Annotated in this window: 12 protein-coding genes; 7 read left to right on the top strand and 5 right to left on the bottom strand. The window is 59.1% G+C overall.

The window, feature by feature from the left end; genetic code table 11:
* Window positions 1-61 precede the first annotated feature (61 nt).
* Complete coding sequence (gene typA, locus OUZ49_RS03430; RefSeq protein WP_266148536.1) at window positions 62-1,906, top strand: translational GTPase TypA; 1,845 nt, start codon at window positions 62-64, stop codon at window positions 1,904-1,906.
* Window positions 1,907-2,059: 153 nt separating this feature from the next.
* Window positions 2,060-3,349 carry a carbohydrate porin gene (locus OUZ49_RS03425; RefSeq protein ID WP_266148535.1) on the top strand — a complete coding sequence of 430 codons (1,290 nt, stop codon included), beginning with the start codon at window positions 2,060-2,062 and terminating at the stop codon, window positions 3,347-3,349.
* Window positions 3,350-3,671: 322 nt separating this feature from the next.
* Here the strand turns inward: OUZ49_RS03425 and OUZ49_RS03420 are convergent, their stop codons facing one another.
* Window positions 3,672-4,283, bottom strand: coding sequence for a class I SAM-dependent DNA methyltransferase (locus OUZ49_RS03420; RefSeq protein WP_266148534.1), 612 nt, complete (start codon window positions 4,281-4,283; stop codon window positions 3,672-3,674).
* A 147-nt stretch (window positions 4,284-4,430) separates the two neighbouring features.
* Here OUZ49_RS03420 and OUZ49_RS03415 point away from each other — a divergent pair, with 147 nt between their 5' ends.
* The 3 genes from OUZ49_RS03415 to OUZ49_RS03405 all read left to right on the top strand — a co-directional run bounded on the left by OUZ49_RS03415 (window position 4,431) and on the right by OUZ49_RS03405 (window position 7,751).
* Window positions 4,431-4,718, top strand: a complete 288-nt coding sequence (locus OUZ49_RS03415) for a hypothetical protein (RefSeq protein ID WP_266148533.1) — start codon at window positions 4,431-4,433, stop codon at window positions 4,716-4,718.
* 259 nt (window positions 4,719-4,977) lie between these two features.
* Window positions 4,978-6,537: a DUF1800 domain-containing protein gene (locus OUZ49_RS03410; RefSeq protein WP_266148532.1), complete on the top strand. Its 1,560-nt coding sequence runs from the start codon at window positions 4,978-4,980 to the stop codon at window positions 6,535-6,537.
* Window positions 6,538-6,548: 11 nt separating this feature from the next.
* Complete coding sequence (locus OUZ49_RS03405; RefSeq protein WP_266148531.1) at window positions 6,549-7,751, top strand: DUF1501 domain-containing protein; 1,203 nt, start codon at window positions 6,549-6,551, stop codon at window positions 7,749-7,751.
* A 55-nt stretch (window positions 7,752-7,806) separates the two neighbouring features.
* Here OUZ49_RS03405 and OUZ49_RS03400 read toward each other — a convergent pair whose 3' ends face one another.
* Window positions 7,807-8,712 carry a sensor domain-containing protein gene (locus tag OUZ49_RS03400; protein WP_266148530.1) on the bottom strand — a complete coding sequence of 302 codons (906 nt, stop codon included), beginning with the start codon at window positions 8,710-8,712 and terminating at the stop codon, window positions 7,807-7,809.
* Window positions 8,712-9,074, bottom strand: coding sequence for a PadR family transcriptional regulator (locus OUZ49_RS03395; RefSeq protein ID WP_266148529.1), 363 nt, complete (start codon window positions 9,072-9,074; stop codon window positions 8,712-8,714). The genes OUZ49_RS03400 and OUZ49_RS03395 overlap by 1 nt, the downstream gene beginning before the upstream one ends.
* A gap of 1,457 nt (window positions 9,075-10,531) precedes the next feature.
* Between OUZ49_RS03395 and OUZ49_RS03390 the strand changes: the two genes are divergently transcribed.
* Entirely contained in the window at window positions 10,532-12,133 is a 1,602-nt protein-coding gene (locus tag OUZ49_RS03390) for a hypothetical protein (protein ID WP_266148528.1), read from the top strand.
* A 740-nt stretch (window positions 12,134-12,873) separates the two neighbouring features.
* Here the strand turns inward: OUZ49_RS03390 and OUZ49_RS03385 are convergent.
* Window positions 12,874-14,196 carry a hypothetical protein gene (locus OUZ49_RS03385; protein WP_266148527.1) on the bottom strand — a complete coding sequence of 441 codons (1,323 nt, stop codon included), beginning with the start codon at window positions 14,194-14,196 and terminating at the stop codon, window positions 12,874-12,876.
* 163 nt (window positions 14,197-14,359) lie between these two features.
* Here OUZ49_RS03385 and OUZ49_RS03380 point away from each other — a divergent pair, with 163 nt between their 5' ends.
* Complete coding sequence (locus OUZ49_RS03380) at window positions 14,360-14,539, top strand: hypothetical protein (protein WP_266148525.1); 180 nt, start codon at window positions 14,360-14,362, stop codon at window positions 14,537-14,539.
* A gap of 587 nt (window positions 14,540-15,126) precedes the next feature.
* Here OUZ49_RS03380 and OUZ49_RS03375 read toward each other — a convergent pair.
* Window positions 15,127-15,819 (bottom strand): HD domain-containing protein, encoded by a 693-nt coding sequence (locus OUZ49_RS03375; protein ID WP_266148524.1) that lies wholly within the window; start codon window positions 15,817-15,819, stop codon window positions 15,127-15,129.
* Window position 15,820: the final 1 nt, after the last annotated feature.

The raw sequence follows: 15,820 nt of genomic DNA, 5'->3' as shown, positions 1-15,820 counted from the left end.
TCGTCCGATTCGCCCTTCAGAAACCTCACGTGACGGCCCCAGCGCCGCCCGAGCCGACCTCATGTCCATCGAAAATCTGCGCAATATCGCCATCGTCGCCCACGTCGACCACGGCAAAACCACGCTCGTCGATCAGCTGCTGAAACAGTCCGGCACGCTCAACGAGCGCACCGTGCTGGCCGAGCGCGTGATGGACAGCAATGACCAGGAAAAGGAGCGTGGCATCACGATCCTGGCCAAGAACACGGCCATCACCTGGGAAAACAAGAAGACGGGTGCGAAGAATCGCATCAACATCGTCGACACCCCAGGCCATGCCGACTTCGGCGGCGAGGTGGAGCGCGTGCTGTCGATGGTCGACACCGTGCTGATCCTGGTCGACGCGATGGACGGCCCGATGCCGCAGACGCGCTTCGTGACGCAGAAGGCGTTCGCGATGGGCTTCAAGCCGATCGTCGTGGTCAACAAGGTCGACCGCCCGGGCGCCCGCCCGGAGTGGGTGGTTGAGCAGGTGTGGGATCTGTTCGAGAAGCTCGGCGCCACTGACGAGCAGATGGAATTCCCTATCGTCTACGCATCGGCGCTGAACGGCTACGCCTCGCTGGACGAAAACGCCCGCGAAGGCGACATGACCCCGCTGTACGAGGCGATCATGCAGCACGCGCCGAAGCCGGAAGTCGATCCGGAAGGCGCGTTCCAGATGCGCATCAGCCAGCTCGATTACAACAACTTCGTCGGCGTGATCGGCATCGGCCGTATCCAGCGTGGCACCTTGAAGAAGGGCATGCCAGTCGCCGTGATCGACCGCGAAGGCAAGAAGCGCCAGGGCAAGATCGGCCAGGTGCTTGGCTTCCTCGGCCTGGAGCGCATCGAGCAGGATTCGGCCGAAGCCGGCGATATCGTCGCCATCTCGGGCCTGCCCGACCTGACCATTTCCGACACGGTCACCTCGATCGACACCCCCGAAGCGCTGCCGGCGCTGAGCGTGGACGAGCCGATGATCAGCATGACCTTCCAGGTCAACAACTCGCCGTTCGTCGGCAACAAGGATCTGTCGGGCGGCAAGTTCCTCACCAGCCGCCAGCTGCGTGAGCGCCTGGACCGCGAGAAGGTGCACAACGTGGCGCTGCGCGTGGAAGACGGTTCGGATGCCGACAAGTTCCTGGTCTCGGGCCGCGGCGAACTGCATCTGTCGGTGCTGATCGAAAACATGCGCCGCGAAGGCTACGAGCTGGCCGTGTCGCGTCCGGAAGTGATCATCAAGGAAATCGACGGCCAGAAGATGGAGCCGATCGAACAGCTGGTGGTCGACATCGAAGAGCAGCACCAGGGCGGCGTGATGGAGCGCCTGGGCATCCGCAAGGGCGATCTGAAAAACATGGTGTCCGACGGCAAGGGCCGCGTGCGCCTCGAATACCTGATCCCGGCGCGTGGCCTGATCGGCTTCCAGAACCAGTTCAAGACCCTGACCCAGGGTTCGGGCCTGCTGTTCCACGTGTTCGACCATTACGGCCCGTACACGCCGGTGGCCATCGCCAAGCGCCTCAACGGCGTCATGATCGCCAATGCCGGCGGCACCACTCCGGCCTACTCGCTTGGACCGTTGCAGGATCGCGGCAAGCTGTTCGCGGCCGAAGGCGACTCGGTGTACGAAGGCCAGCTGATTGGCATTCACGCCAAGGACAACGACCTTACCGTCAATGCCATCAAGCCGAAGCCGCTGACCAATATGCGCGCCTCCGGCAAGGACGATGCGATCCAGCTCACCCCGGCGACGAAGTTCTCGCTGGAGCAGGCGCTGGACTTCATCGACGACGACGAGCTGGTCGAGGTCACCCCGAAGGAAATCCGCATGCGCAAGAAGCACCTGACCGAGAATGATCGCAAGCGTGCCTCGCGCGGCTGATCGTTCTGCGCAAGACCCAAGACAAAAGGCCGCCGCAAGGCGGCCTTTTTCTTTGGCCGTGTCATCATCACGCGCTACAGTCCACCCTTTCGCCCCCTCAACTCTCTCCCTTGAACCATGCGATTTGCACGAGTCCAAGCCACGGCGTGCCTGATGCTCGCCGCACTGACGCTTCATGCCGAAGAGGTGAGCCTCTGGGTGCCCCAATGGCTGGGCGCGCAATACACGTTTGTCGACCAGCACCAGGATTCGCTGCACTCGCCTTACGCCGGCAACCTCAGCCTGCGTCCGGAAGGCGACACCGCGCGCTCGCACACCTTTGGCGCCTATTTCGGCATGGCCCTGCCGGCGCACCTGCAGTTCTATGCGGACGTGGAGATGTTCAAAGGTGAAGGCGTTTCAGGTGCAACCGGACTCGGCGGCCTCACCAACGGCGACGTGATCCGCTCAGGCACGGCCGGACTCGGCAAGGGGCCCTATCTCGCCCGCGCCTACCTGCGCTGGGCCCTGCCCCTGAGCGACGACACCGTCGAGGTCGAACGCGGCCAGGACAACCTGCCAGGCAAGGAAGCAACGCAGCGCGTCGAGGTGAAGCTGGGCACGCTGGCGGTCAATGATGATTTCGACAGGAACCGCTACGCAGGCGGCACGCGAACGCAGTTCATGAACTGGTCGTTGTTCAATAACACCGCCTGGGATTTCGCTGCCGATACACGCGGCTATACCGACGGATTGGTCGTTGGATGGATCCACCCGAGTTGGAGCCTGCGCTACGGCATCTATCTGATGCCTTACGAAGCGAACGGACAACGCCTCGTCTACTCCCTGCCCGACTCGAACGGACAGCAGATCGAGCTGACCCTGCAACCGCAAACCGATGGCTGGGCACTGCGCCTGCTGGCTTTTCGCAACAAGGCCCGCATGGGCATCTACGCAGATGCCATCGCCATCGCGCAGGCCACCGGCCAACTGCCGGACATCCGTGCCGACGATCAACCGGGCCGGCACAAATACGGTTTCGGCGTGAATGGCGAACTGCCACTGGCCGACGATGGCGACACCGGCTTGTTCATGCGCGCGGGCTGGAATGACGGCCGCACCGAATCGTTCGTGTTCACCGAAGTGGATCGCACCCTCAGTGCGGGCCTGCAGCTGTCCGGCGCGCATTGGGGTCGCCCCACGGATCACTTCTCCTTAGCCGTGGCCATCAATGGATTGTCATCGATCCACCGCGACTATCTGGCCCTGGGCGGCGAAGGATTTGTGCTCGGCGATGGTGCACTCAACTACGGTCGCGAACAGATCCTCGAGGCGTATTACAGCTTCACGCCGATCGCGCATCTCACGCTCAGCCCTGATCTGCAGCTGATCCATAACCCCGGCTACAACCGCGATCGCGGGCCGGCCCGTTTCGTTGGCTTGCGCGCCCATCTCGAATTCTGATCGGCTTGGTTACTGCGCTCGCTCCAATGCCGCGATACGTCACCAAGAGTGGTCCGAGATAGCAATGCGAGCTACATGGCACCGTGCACTTCCCGTCATTCCCGCGAAAGCGGGAGGCGATCTACAACAGCGAAGCTGGTCATCCAGTGCCTTTGTATTCAGTGAGGCGAAAGTCGCTGGATTCCCGCTTTCGCGGGAATGACGAGTTTTTCGACGTTCCCTAAGGGGTGCTGGCCCGCACTACCTCTTTGCCCCAGCGCTGCACCCCGAATGCCCGACTTTCCAGGCATCTTCGTAGCTGGCGAGCACAATAAATGACATCTCAGCGCGGCGGCATTTGCGCTCGTTCCAGCGCGGCAATGCGGCGATCCAGGCGCGGCCCCAGATAGCAATGCGAGCCACACGGCAGCAACCCCACGTCGCCGAATGCCTTCAGATACCAGGACGGCGCGCGCGCGTGGAAGCCATCCATATCGCCGTCCACACCGTCACGGCTGGTGAATACTTCGAGGAAGGCCACGCCCTCCAGCATGTCGCTGATGCCCATCAGGCCGGCGCGTAGCTCGGCGGGCTTGAGGTAATGCAACACGTCGGTACACACGATCAGATCGAAGCGGTGGTCGAAGCGCAGCTGTTCCAGTTGACCGAAGCGCGCCAGGCCGATATTGCGGCGGGTGCCATAGCGCATCACTGCATATTCGCTGGCATCCAGCCCCTGGTAATGAATCCCCGGCCGCAGCGCACGCAGCGGCGCGCGCCAGGTGCCTTCGCCGCAGCCGACATCGAGCACGCTGCGCACGGCTCGCCCGAGGTAGTACTCGGCCTGCCCCACCACCATGGCCACCTTGCGCCGCAGCTCCGCCGGCGAGGCGACCGCGTGGTCCGGGTGGCGATACCACTTATCGAAATAGGCGCGGTCGTAAATCTTGGCCACAAGGCTTCTCCGGCAAACGTCGTATTTTAGAACGTGTTGACCCTGAGCACGCGGAACATCGCGCAGGGCGGCCTGATGCGTCGACATCACCTGCCGTGAACATGCTTGGCGTCAGCATAAAGACGGTGGAAACGAGAGCGGAACACCATGCCCACGATCCGCATCCGCATGACCGGCAGCCGCGATAACGCGGATACGCTGCTTACCATCTTGCATGGCATCGATGGCATCGAGCATGTGGAGGAGATCGACGATCCCGCACTCAACATGCGCGACGAATTCGACTATAGCGAGCTGACCGATGACAGCAGCGGCGAGCTGTTCCTGATCGAGGTGCGCGCAGCCGACCACCTCCACGCCGATGCCGTTCACGCCGTGGCCGAAGTCGAAGCCGGTCAGCTCGGTGTCGTGGTGGAGTTCGTCGACGAGTTCTGACCCCCCATCGCTCGCTCTCCCCCGTTGGACCGTCGAACCTTCGCTGGATCGAGCCTGGGTGCGCTCCTACCCTTTTGGAGACGCGGGTCGCCGGCCGCGGGGTCTCAGCTGTCGCTGAACTGACGAAGACGGGCGTCCCGTCTGAATCCGTGCCTAATGGATCACATTCCCGCCAAATACCCGGTAAGCGGGACGATCACTGCCGCGTTGACACTGGTCAGCAACCGCCGTCGTTTACTCTCACCAGGAATTCCGACGCATGCGCCTTACCCTGAAAACCCCGTACCGCAGCGGCCGCCCCTGGATGGCGCTGCTCGGCTTGTTGCTGGTGCTCGGTCCTGCCGCTGCCATGGCGCGAGATCCACGCCCCCTCAGCGACGACGACATCGCCTGGCTACGCCGCGACGGCTTCGAGCTGGATAGCGCCACGGTCACCCGCTACCGCGAACTGGGGCGCTCCCGTTTCCTGGACCAGCAGCTAGATCAGCGTGACAGCGACGACCGCCTGCCCGCCCAGGTCACCGCGCTGATCAATAGCTACGAAGTGGCGAACACGCCGCTGGAACAGTTGCTCACCAACCTGCGCGATGAGCAGCAGAAGATCAAGGACATGCCCGACGGCGACGACAAGACCGCCGTCAAGAAAGCCCAACAGCAGCACGCCAACGACCTGGGGCAGCAGGCCCAGCAGATCGAATTGCTTCACGCCATCTACGGCGAGAACCAGCTGAAGGAGCAGATGGTCTGGTTCTGGCTCAACCATTTCAGCGTCTACGCCGGCAAGGGTCGCGTGCGCTGGGTCGCCAACGACTACGTGCAGAATTCGATCCGTCCGCACGCGCTCGGCAAGTTCCGCGACCTGGTGATGGCGACGCTGGAAAGCCCTGCCATGATGGAGTTTCTCGACAACGCCCAGAATGCCAAGGACCACGTCAACGAGAACTACGCCCGCGAGTTGATGGAGCTGCACACGTTGGGCGTGGGTTCCGGCTACACCCAGCAGGACGTGCAGCAGCTGGCCCTGATCCTCACCGGCTCCGGCGTAGCGCCGCTGCGCGATCGTCCCGCACTGCGGGAGCATCCGCGCTATGCCGCCATGTTCGTGCACAACGGCATGTTCGAATTCAATCCGCGACGTCACGACTACAGCGACAAAATGTTGCTGGGCCAGAAGATCAAGGGCAGTGGCTTCGACGAGGTGACCGAGGCGGTCAAGCTGATCACGCGCCAACCGGCCTGCGCGCAGTTCATCTCGAAGAAGCTCGCCGAATACTTCGTCGCCGATGAACCACCGCCGGAACTCGTGGCAAAAATGGCCAGGACGTTCCAGCATACGGACGGCGACATCGCGGAGGTACTGCGCACCATGCTGGAGTCGAAGGAGCTGGCCACCAGCTATGGCAAGAAGTTCAAGGACCCGATGCAGTTCGTGGTGTCCTCCGTGCGCATGGCTTACGACGGCAAACCCATCGCCAATGCCAAGCCCCTGCTGAACTGGCTCAACCAGCTGGGCGAGCCCGTGTTCGGCCGCCTCACGCCGGATGGCTGGCCGCTCGAGGGCAGCGGCTGGTCCAGCTCGGGACAGATGGCCAAGCGCTTCGAGATCGCCGGCGCGATCGGTACCGGCAACAACCGCCTGCTGACGCCGGAAGGCACGGTCAAGGTGGGCGGCGATTTCCCCATGCTGACCACGCGGCTTTATTACGACACGTTCGATCCGCGGCTGAGCCCGCAGACGCGCGACGCGCTGGCCAAAGCCACTTCGCAGCAGGAATGGAACACCTTCCTGCTCTCGTCTCCCGACTTCAACTACCGCTGAGGCCGACCGCCATGAATCGCCGGGAATTCCTGCTCGCCGCCGCCACCGCCGCCGTCGCCGCCCCTGCCCTGTCGTTCTCCGGCAAGTTGTTTGCCGCACCGGCCGGCGCTCCGCGTTTCCTGCTGGTGTTCCTGCGCGGCGGCTACGACTGCAACAACCTGCTCATACCCTATGGCAGCGACTTCTACTACGAGTCGCGCCCGACGCTATCGATTGCCAGGCCCGACCCGTACAACCAGAACAGCGTGATCGGGCTCGACAGCGAGTGGGGGCTTAATCCCGCACTCCGCGACAGCCTTTATCCGCTGTGGCAGAAACGCCAGCTCGCCTTCGTGCCCTTCGCCGGCACCGACGACATGTCGCGCAGCCATTTCGAAACCCAGGACAATATCGAATCCGGCGAGCCCAGCAACCAGCGCAGTGATTTCCGCTCCGGCTTCCTGGCACGCCTGTCCGGCCAGATGGCCAAGCTGCCTTCCATCGCCTTTACGGATGCGTTGCCGCTGAGTTTCCAGGGCAGCAATCACGATATTCCGAACATCTCGTTGCGCGGCAATACCAAGCCCGTATTCGACGATCGCCAAGCCAGCATCCTGGCCGGCATGTACCAGAACACGTCACTTGCCGCTGCCGCCACCGACGGCCTGGAGCTGCGCCAGACGGTGTCCAAGGAGCTGCAGGACGAAATGATGAAGGCCAATCGTGGCGCCGCCAACGCCAAGAACTTCGCCGATGAAACCCAGCGCATCGCCACCATGATGCGCGACCAGTACCGCCTGGGATTCGTCGACGTCGGTGGTTGGGACACGCATGTCAACCAGGGCAGCACCACCGGTCAGCTGGCCAACAACCTGACCAACCTGAGCAAGGGCCTCGCGGCCTATGCCGATGCCCTCGGCGACGAGTGGAACAACACTGTCGTGGTAGTGATCTCGGAATTCGGGCGCACGTTCCGCGAGAACGGCAACAAGGGCACCGACCACGGCCACGGCACCGTGCACTGGGTGCTCGGCGGCAAGGTCAATGGTGGCCGCGTCGCGGGACCGCAAGTGGCCGTGAACGCACAGAGCCTGCTGCAGAACCGCGACTACCCCGTGCTCACCAACTACCGCGACATGCTTGGCGGCCTGTTTGCAAAGACCTGGGGCCTATCAGGCAGCCAGCTGCAGAACGTGTTTCCGGGGGCCAAACCCAAGGATCTGCAACTGGTGTGAGCACGCGGCCGACGCCATCACCGACCCGCGCCCCAGGCGCGGACTTAGTTTTCGCTCACGCCCTCTCATCGTCCGAGCGAACCAGCAAGCCCTTCGCAATGGCACCGTGCATCTTGCCCAGCGCACGCACCAGGTGCAGGGTGGCAAACAGCAGGAAGACGCCAATGATGCAAAGAAGCAGCGCATCGCCCCAGCCTGGCTCATGCGATCCCAGGCCCCAATTGATCAGGACATTGTCGTTGTTGAACGCCAGGCCGATCGGTGAAGCAATAAAGGCCAGCGAAACGACCATCGGCACGACGGTGAAGACGAAATAGAGGATGCCCAGCGGCAACATCAGGATCATGTAGAACAGCATCGTCCATGTACGTCCATCGGTGAAGATGGCACCCACGCGCTGCCACAGCGACATGCCCGTCATCGCCGGATACGGTGGCCGGCGCGGCATGCGCACACCCAGCATCGTCTCCACGATGCGCCCTTCCAGAAGCGACAGTGCCCGCACCGTGCTGAGGAACAGCACCACAAACGGAATGCCGATGATCAGCACCAGCAGGCCCAGCGAGAGCGAAATGCCGGTCACCGCCCAGGTGAAGTAAAAGATGCCGCTGGCCAGGGCCAGCACCATGTAGAACATGGCACCCCAGGTATGCGAATCGGCCGCAACGCCAAAGAAGCGCCCCATGGCGGAGCGACGCTTGGGCATCGGCGGCGGACGCAACGCGCGCTGGATCTTGATCTCCTGATCCCGGTAGAGATCGGCCACTTCATCCGGTGCGCCGTAGGTGCCCACCACATGGGCCAGCATCTCGGCTTCCCCGCGCTGGGGATTCTCGGCCAGTTCGGCGCGCAGATGTTCCTCGGCGTCATACAGCGCATCCTGGATCAAGGCCGGATCCGCGCCACGCAGGGCGTCGCGCAGTTGCTTCAGATACTCGGCGATCGTACGTGGTGCGTTCATTACACCCCTCCTTGCAAAACGGTATCGACGGAATCGCGCGTAGCGCTCCAGGCATCCACCCAGTCGCGCAACACGTCGCGACCCAATTTCGTAATGCGGTAATAGCGACGAGGCGGCCCACTGACCGACGGCTCGACCTCGCTGGCCAGCAAGCCAGCCCCTTCCAGGTTGCGTAGCACCGGATACAGCGCGCTCTGTTTGCCCGCCAACACGCCCTCCCCCACCTCCTCCAGGCGCTTGGCGATCTGGTAGCCATACATCGGCTGACGCGACTGCCCCAGCACGGCCAGCAACACCAGGGACACGGTGCCGGCCGAAAGCTCCTTCTGGAATTTCTTCAGATGGCTGACGGTATCTTCCACGACCCACCCGCACTGCTACTTACCTTGGAGTGAACCATAGTATTGACTTAATACTAGTGCATGGGCCTGAAGTCATGGCCTGGTGGACAGACCTTCTTGGGCATGAAACCAATGTGTGTACGTGTTGTACAAACATTGGTTTCAGGGGCCATGAGCAAACAATGGTTCCGAACGGCCGCCCAGACGGCAAATTTCTCTCGGGCAACAGGGCGTTCGAATCTGGACCAATACCCTTGGAACTGCGCCTTGCGCGCAGCTGACGCACGTTCTATCGAGGCGATAGCCGGCTGTCAATATGCGCCCTTGCGCAATATATTGCGATCGAAGGACTTGGACGCGAGGGTTGTACGGATCGTTTCACCACCGCAGTTATAGCCGCACCCTATACAAAGGCATCAGTTTCGCTCGGATGACTTGTCCTTGGATTGCCGCCGTAGGTCGAGCGCCTCAATCAAGACAACTTGGCCGGACGAATTCCCTCGCGAGGCGGCAAGTGCTCGACCACCTGGCCCGCGATTCGGCGCATATCTCAACGGCCAAAGCGCGTAAGCGCCCAATCCCATCTAACTAAGTATTTGATCTAGCTAGTTACCACACATTTTCTGCTCCTTCTCGAGCCGCAACATTGCGTACGGAAGCCGCCCTCACGGCACACACCCTGCCCGAAGCGCATCTGCCCACCAAAACGGCGCGCTGTACCGAGTCCCGAGCTGACATCTCCAGACCACCGGCCAAGTCTTGATGCGGAATGTGATGCGCGGCGCAGCAATAGTCACCACTGGTGTGCATCTATGGCAGTCGGCAGATTCGGCTTTTAGTGGAGATCCAATTCGGCGATGCGCTGCTGCAGCTTGGTCAGGGAGATTCATCATGAGTTTTCTGTCGTCAATTTGCCGCCGCCCCAGTTGCACCAGGGACGTACACACGATGGACTTCCGAGCGGCGCACCGGCGAAGAGCAGGCGTTCACTAGATCGTGGCGACTCCGCAACTCCATTCTTTACCTTTGTCCCTAAGGGTGAAGCGCGCTTCAATTCGAAGTTCTACCTGCTCCGTGGAAGTACCTCGGGGGTTTGCACGGGCCGTCACCCAGTTACGATTCCGTTCGAAGCCCTCTACCAAGTAACGATTTGGCTCAGTCGCTCGAGCTTCAAACACTCCTTCTCACCAACGTAGTGACACGGAGGTCTAAATGAGGCGTTTGTTGTTCGGACTATTGATACTCGTCGCATCGGCCATCGCCACGAGCGCACCGGCTGGCACAAACGTAAGCGGAGATACACCTAGCGAAAATTCAACACCAGACAAGTTCATGGTGAGGGCCGCTCAAAGGCCTGGGCATTCCCTCCCCAATCCAGGAGCCTGAGCGCTCCCATCTCTACTTTTTGGCGACCATGAAATTCGGACACGACGTCAATTCCCCCTAAATTCCAACTGGATTACGCAAAAGGGACGAAAATGCGCGCTATTCTTTTTTGGGTGACTGTCACCATGTTTGTCTGCGGCGTTGCCTCCGCACAAACACTGACGACGTCGAACATAACTTCACCGGTTATCGTTTCGACTCATGCACAGATGACAAGTGGGACCCTTGTCGGTACGCAGCTGGACGCGCCGATATCTACCTATACGTGGGGTGGTTCAAGATATTGGTTTGCTACGGCATGGGCGCTTAGCGGTGGCCTAAAGCAATCAATGCTTGCGGGCAGTCTGGACAATCCTTACGCCACTGTGGCATGGACCAAGGATACGTGCCATCGCGCAAGCAGCAACTTTTGCATTAACGGACCATACACCGCTTTCACCACCATCGTTCCATCTGATGTGGTGCAGCTTTGGTTTGTAAACCTCTATCAACCTCAGCCCAATAGCGGCAACCTATTGGCATTCATACACGAAGAGCAGGTTGGTAATAGCGGCGGGGTATCGGGTAACCAAGAAGGGTTCACTCGAATCGGTCTCGCGTGGTCATCGGACGGGGGAAACAATTGGACCTACTTGGGGCGAATCATTAGTCCATTTGGCGACGTGCAACCGCTGAACATCCAAGGCGCTCCTTACATCGTCAAGGACGGATACTTCTATGTTTACTTCACAGATTCGCCGACAGGCGATTCATCGTCCCTCGGCATTGGTGTCGCCAGAGCGAGCGTCAGTGACGTTATTGCTGCTGCGCAGGCAGGCAACGTCGGGACGAATCTTTGGCAGAAGTACTACAACGGTAGTTTTAGCCAACCGGGCCTCGGCGGGCAGCCAAGCCCAATCGCACCCTGGGGAATCACCCACACGCAAGCGGTGCATAGCAGTTATACAGGGAAGTACTATCTCCCATTGACATTCATGTCTTGGGGTGGCGTCGATACTAGCGTCAAGCTCTATGAGTCGACCGACGCCGTGACCTGGACCCCTTCTCTCGTCATTGCAGATGAGTCAGCTGCGTCACAGCGTCCCAATGGTGGCTATCAGTACTGCAGTGCAGTAGATCGCGATGGTTCAGTAAACGGGGAAGTCGGACAGTACTTCTATGTCTACTGTGAAAAGGACCCACTCGCAGATCAATCAAATTTCGCACTATATCGTTGGGAGGTGAATCTCGGCCCCTCGGTCGACGCGTATCGTCAATCCAGCGACTATTCGTCTTCGCAGGGTCCTGTATGGTCGTATCAATTCGGTGGCACCGGCCCCATCTTCGATATGACCTGGCTGAGCCCATACTGGGTAGGTACGGATTCCTGGGCCCGCATATACCCAGATTCGATGCATCCAGGCACGAGCCAGGTTCCCGTCCTCAAATGGGTGGCGCCGAAAGCGGGAACCGTATTCATCGGAGGGACGGTTCGCGACGCGGACCCAACATGTGGTGATGGTGTGAGCGCAAGTTTGGTGCACAACGGGACTCAGATATTTTCGGCGACCATCGCGAATGGTGACACCGTTGGCCAAAGTCCTAACATGTACCTGACCGTTGCTGCCGGCGACGGCCTATTCTTCATGGTCGGCCCCAATAGCAATAACTATTGCGACATGACGCGGTGGGACCCGTCGATCAACTATCAATAGCGATTTTGGAACCAGCCCACGCAGGCGAGTTGCGAAGGCGACGTCCCCCCGCTACTGAACGCGGGGGACGTCGCCACCACAACACACTGCAAGCAGGATTTTAACTTTCCTCTCCTGTTTTGGTCGTCACGGTCCAAAAGCAGATACTCCCTGACGTCTTTTACGCACACACTTTGGTTATCAAACGGTTGACCCTGGCGAAGAACACATGAGCCTAAGCAGCTGATTCAAGTAGGCACGCACGACCTTTGCTGTCCAGACACAAGCAAAGCATGTGCACTCCACATGCGAACTGGACACACTTTGGTCTCCAAAAGTGCACAGACTTTGATCCTGTCCAGCCGTCGGCAGATTCGGCCTTTTAGTGGAGATCCAATTCGGCGATGCGACGCTGCAGCTTCATCATGAAGCCTCACCAGGAGTTTTCTGTCGTCAATTCGCCACCGCCCCAGTTGCGCCAGGGACGTCCACACGATTCACTTCGGAGCGGCGCACTGGCGAAGGCCAGGCGTTCGAGTGGGTTAAACGTCATCACCTGTTGAATCTCGAAGGATGTCGTCTCGCCTGCGACTTGTCGTGACGACCTTTGTGAAATCAGCAGACGGGGAGTACTCGCAATCTGGGGGGCAGTCCAGATTGCGAGCGTAAACGCTTCGAAGTTATCGGACTGCACGTCTAACGGCGCCGCCAAAGAGCGGCCAAATCACGCATCCCTCTGAAGTCCGAAGGGATGCGTGATTTCAGTCAAACCAAATAAGTGGAAGATCTTGGGTCATCGCCAGATGCGCAAAACTCCCAACGGCCTCACCGTAGAGCACCACATGATGAGTACCTGGAGAGAGCGCACCACTCCCTGTCGCCAGATAGCTTGTAGACATCGTTCGAGAGCTCGCGGAATTAGGCGACGCCAATTGCTGCACGCCTAGCGAGCCGACCTGAGCACCATCAATTGTCATTAAGAAGTACACGGTCCCCCCCTGGTCCCCTGCATCACCTTGCACTCTGGTTTTACCAGTAATGAATACGTTTCCATTATGCCCAGAGGGAATTACAATATCGGCCTGCACAATCGGGTACATAGTACCCGTTGGCGGAAATCCGGATGACGGGTTACTAGACCCAATTATTACGTAGTTCGCAACGTTGTTCTGCGTACTGCTTAAGGATGCGGAGCCAAAAACAGACATTCCGCCACTCAGGGTCACGAGCGTAGAGTCTGCTCCAAATCTATATTGAACTGTATTTGTTCCGCCAACATAGGGAATCGCCGACGTGTCAATCCCTACTACATGAAATCCATTACTTAGGCCGTTGTATATCGCATGGTTAAAGAATGGCGCCTGCTTTTCAGCCCCCGAATTCATATCATTGTCTGACCATGTGCCCACATTATTCGCAGGAGTTTGGCCGTCCATAGTTATCGTGGTTAGCGGGTCTCCCTGGTTTCCCCACTCGTATATGCGAGAAGAAGCTAACGCAATCAGGCTCGCACCGGCCTGCGCATTAATGCTCGTGGAAACCTGAGTTGAATGCGGCAGTGGCGACAGGAGAGTGAGGCCAGCAGTATTATAGGATAGTTGAGCGCTATCCGCGCCCATGGTGGCGTTCGTGACCGATGTCGCAGGATTGATAACGGTCGACAGATTGCTTTCGGCGCCGATCACAACCACACCAGGATTCAACGTGGCTGCAAGTAGAGATATCGTGTGGCTTCCAGGATTGAGGTATACGGCACCTATTGCGTTGAAACAGTGTTGCTTTCGATTAGTGGATTGCGACCAATCGTCAACGCTAAGGTTACTTACTTGCGAGCCATCCACGGCAATCCAAACAGAGCCAATCGGATTTCCACCGTTGGGGTAATATCGCCCGTCGGACTCGACAAAGACCCATGTTCCCGTCGACAAATTTATCGTCTGTTGAAGAATTGTGGTGCCTGAGTTCGAGACTGAAGTGTCACTTGCCAATTGGGAATATCGTGAACCAGCGTCGGCCGCGGTGACTTGCTGGGAGATAGCCACCATTGCAAGCAGGAAGGCGTGCCATACTCTTAACTTAATCATCAGATGTCCTTAGTTTCAGTTATCGCTCTTCGTGACACAAATGTGATCGCCCATTAGATGGTCATCAGATAGTGGATATCACAGCGAAATGAGCGCCACACAAGACTTTCATTGACGATCTTTGGATCTCGTTTACCGAGTTAACCTCTCACTATGGAAGTGCATGCTGCTCGACGCGCCCGAAGAGGAGTTCGGCAACTGCTTGGGCGCCGCCCAAGAAAAACGAACGGCTGCACAAGCGCAAATAGCGGCGCTCGACGGCATCCCTGCACGAACTCTTTCATTCGATTGTCCCTTTAGTGCTGCGCATTGCGCGCAGCTGGGGCAAGTTCTAGCGATGTAGCAAATGGCTGTCAATATGCCGCGGGGAATCGCAATTTATTGCGTCACTTACCGCCAATTTCGTCAACTTCCACAGCCTCGCAAGCTCACTTTTTGGTGGGAACGTTTTGATATCTGATGATCCAATGTGCTCGAGAAGATCATCGATGCCAGCCGGACGCCAACAAGGTCGTAGCTCCCTTAGACACCTACGAATGTCCTAAAGTGGCTGATATCAGGATAGAGATACGGGACACAGAAGACGGCGATTGCCCTTCAGTCGAATTCGACAGGCCTTTCTAAGACATCTTTTATGCCAACGGCTCCTCTGCCGCATGCAGGCGGGGAACTACGCCCCGCGCGCGAGTACAAACTTTGCTTGTCTAAGTGCGCCCATTGTCGACGAAGCCCTCCGACTAAGTAATTGATCTGGCGTTCAACGCACAAACTTTGCTGTTTGGCGCGAAGCAAAGTACGTACATAAGACGCTTCCACTGCACACACTTTGGTCTCCAAAACTGCACGGACTTTGGTGTCATGCCCATTCTGGGCATGACACCCATGTATGTACTGGTCGTACAAGCATTTGGTGCTGCCGTACACGATGGCCTAGAAATCCGTCAGGTTGTCGGTTTCGTCGCGCAGTGTGCGGAGAAACTGCTCCAATTCTGCCTGGCGCTCCGGCACGCGCGCTCGTCCAGCAGGAGAGAGGACGTGGCCGGGAACTTGCGCCAAATTGGTGTCGAGCATGGGGATAACATCGGGCCCTTGCGGCTTTCCGCCATTCGCGTCGATCAGGGCCAAGATCCTCGCCGCCCCGATCGCCCCCAGCCAGTCAAGCGCATCAGCATCATGCAGGTATAGCGCTTCGGCGCCTTGTGGCGAGCGATCATACATATGGGTTCGAATGGCATCTTGAACCTTGGCGATTTTCTCCATCGGAAAACCGGTTCCCTTGAGAACGGACGCCACGGTATCGGCGGCCACATCGGCATGGTCACGCTTGGGATCCCGCCATGGGGCAAACATCCCCATGTCGTGAAGATAGGCGGCTGCAAACAAGACATCATCGTCGAGTTGTACGTGATCCGATGCCGCTAACTCGCGTGCAAGACGGTAGTCGCGAGTGGAGTGGGAATATCCCCACGCCGGATGCTTGAAGTGCGCCGCCGCGATTTCCCGTACCGTCTGACGCCAGTCGGATGCTGCCGCGTTTGGTGCCGCGTCAATGGACGTGCCTAGCGACATGACAGCAAGAACAGTGAGACACAGCACCCGCCTAAAGTACGTCATGGTAGCCATC

The organism is Dyella halodurans, assembly GCF_026283925.1.
Lineage (GTDB): Bacteria > Pseudomonadota > Gammaproteobacteria > Xanthomonadales > Rhodanobacteraceae > Dyella > Dyella halodurans.
The sequence above is the reverse complement of the archived record's forward strand: the minus strand, read 5'-3'. Positions and strand labels throughout refer to the sequence as shown.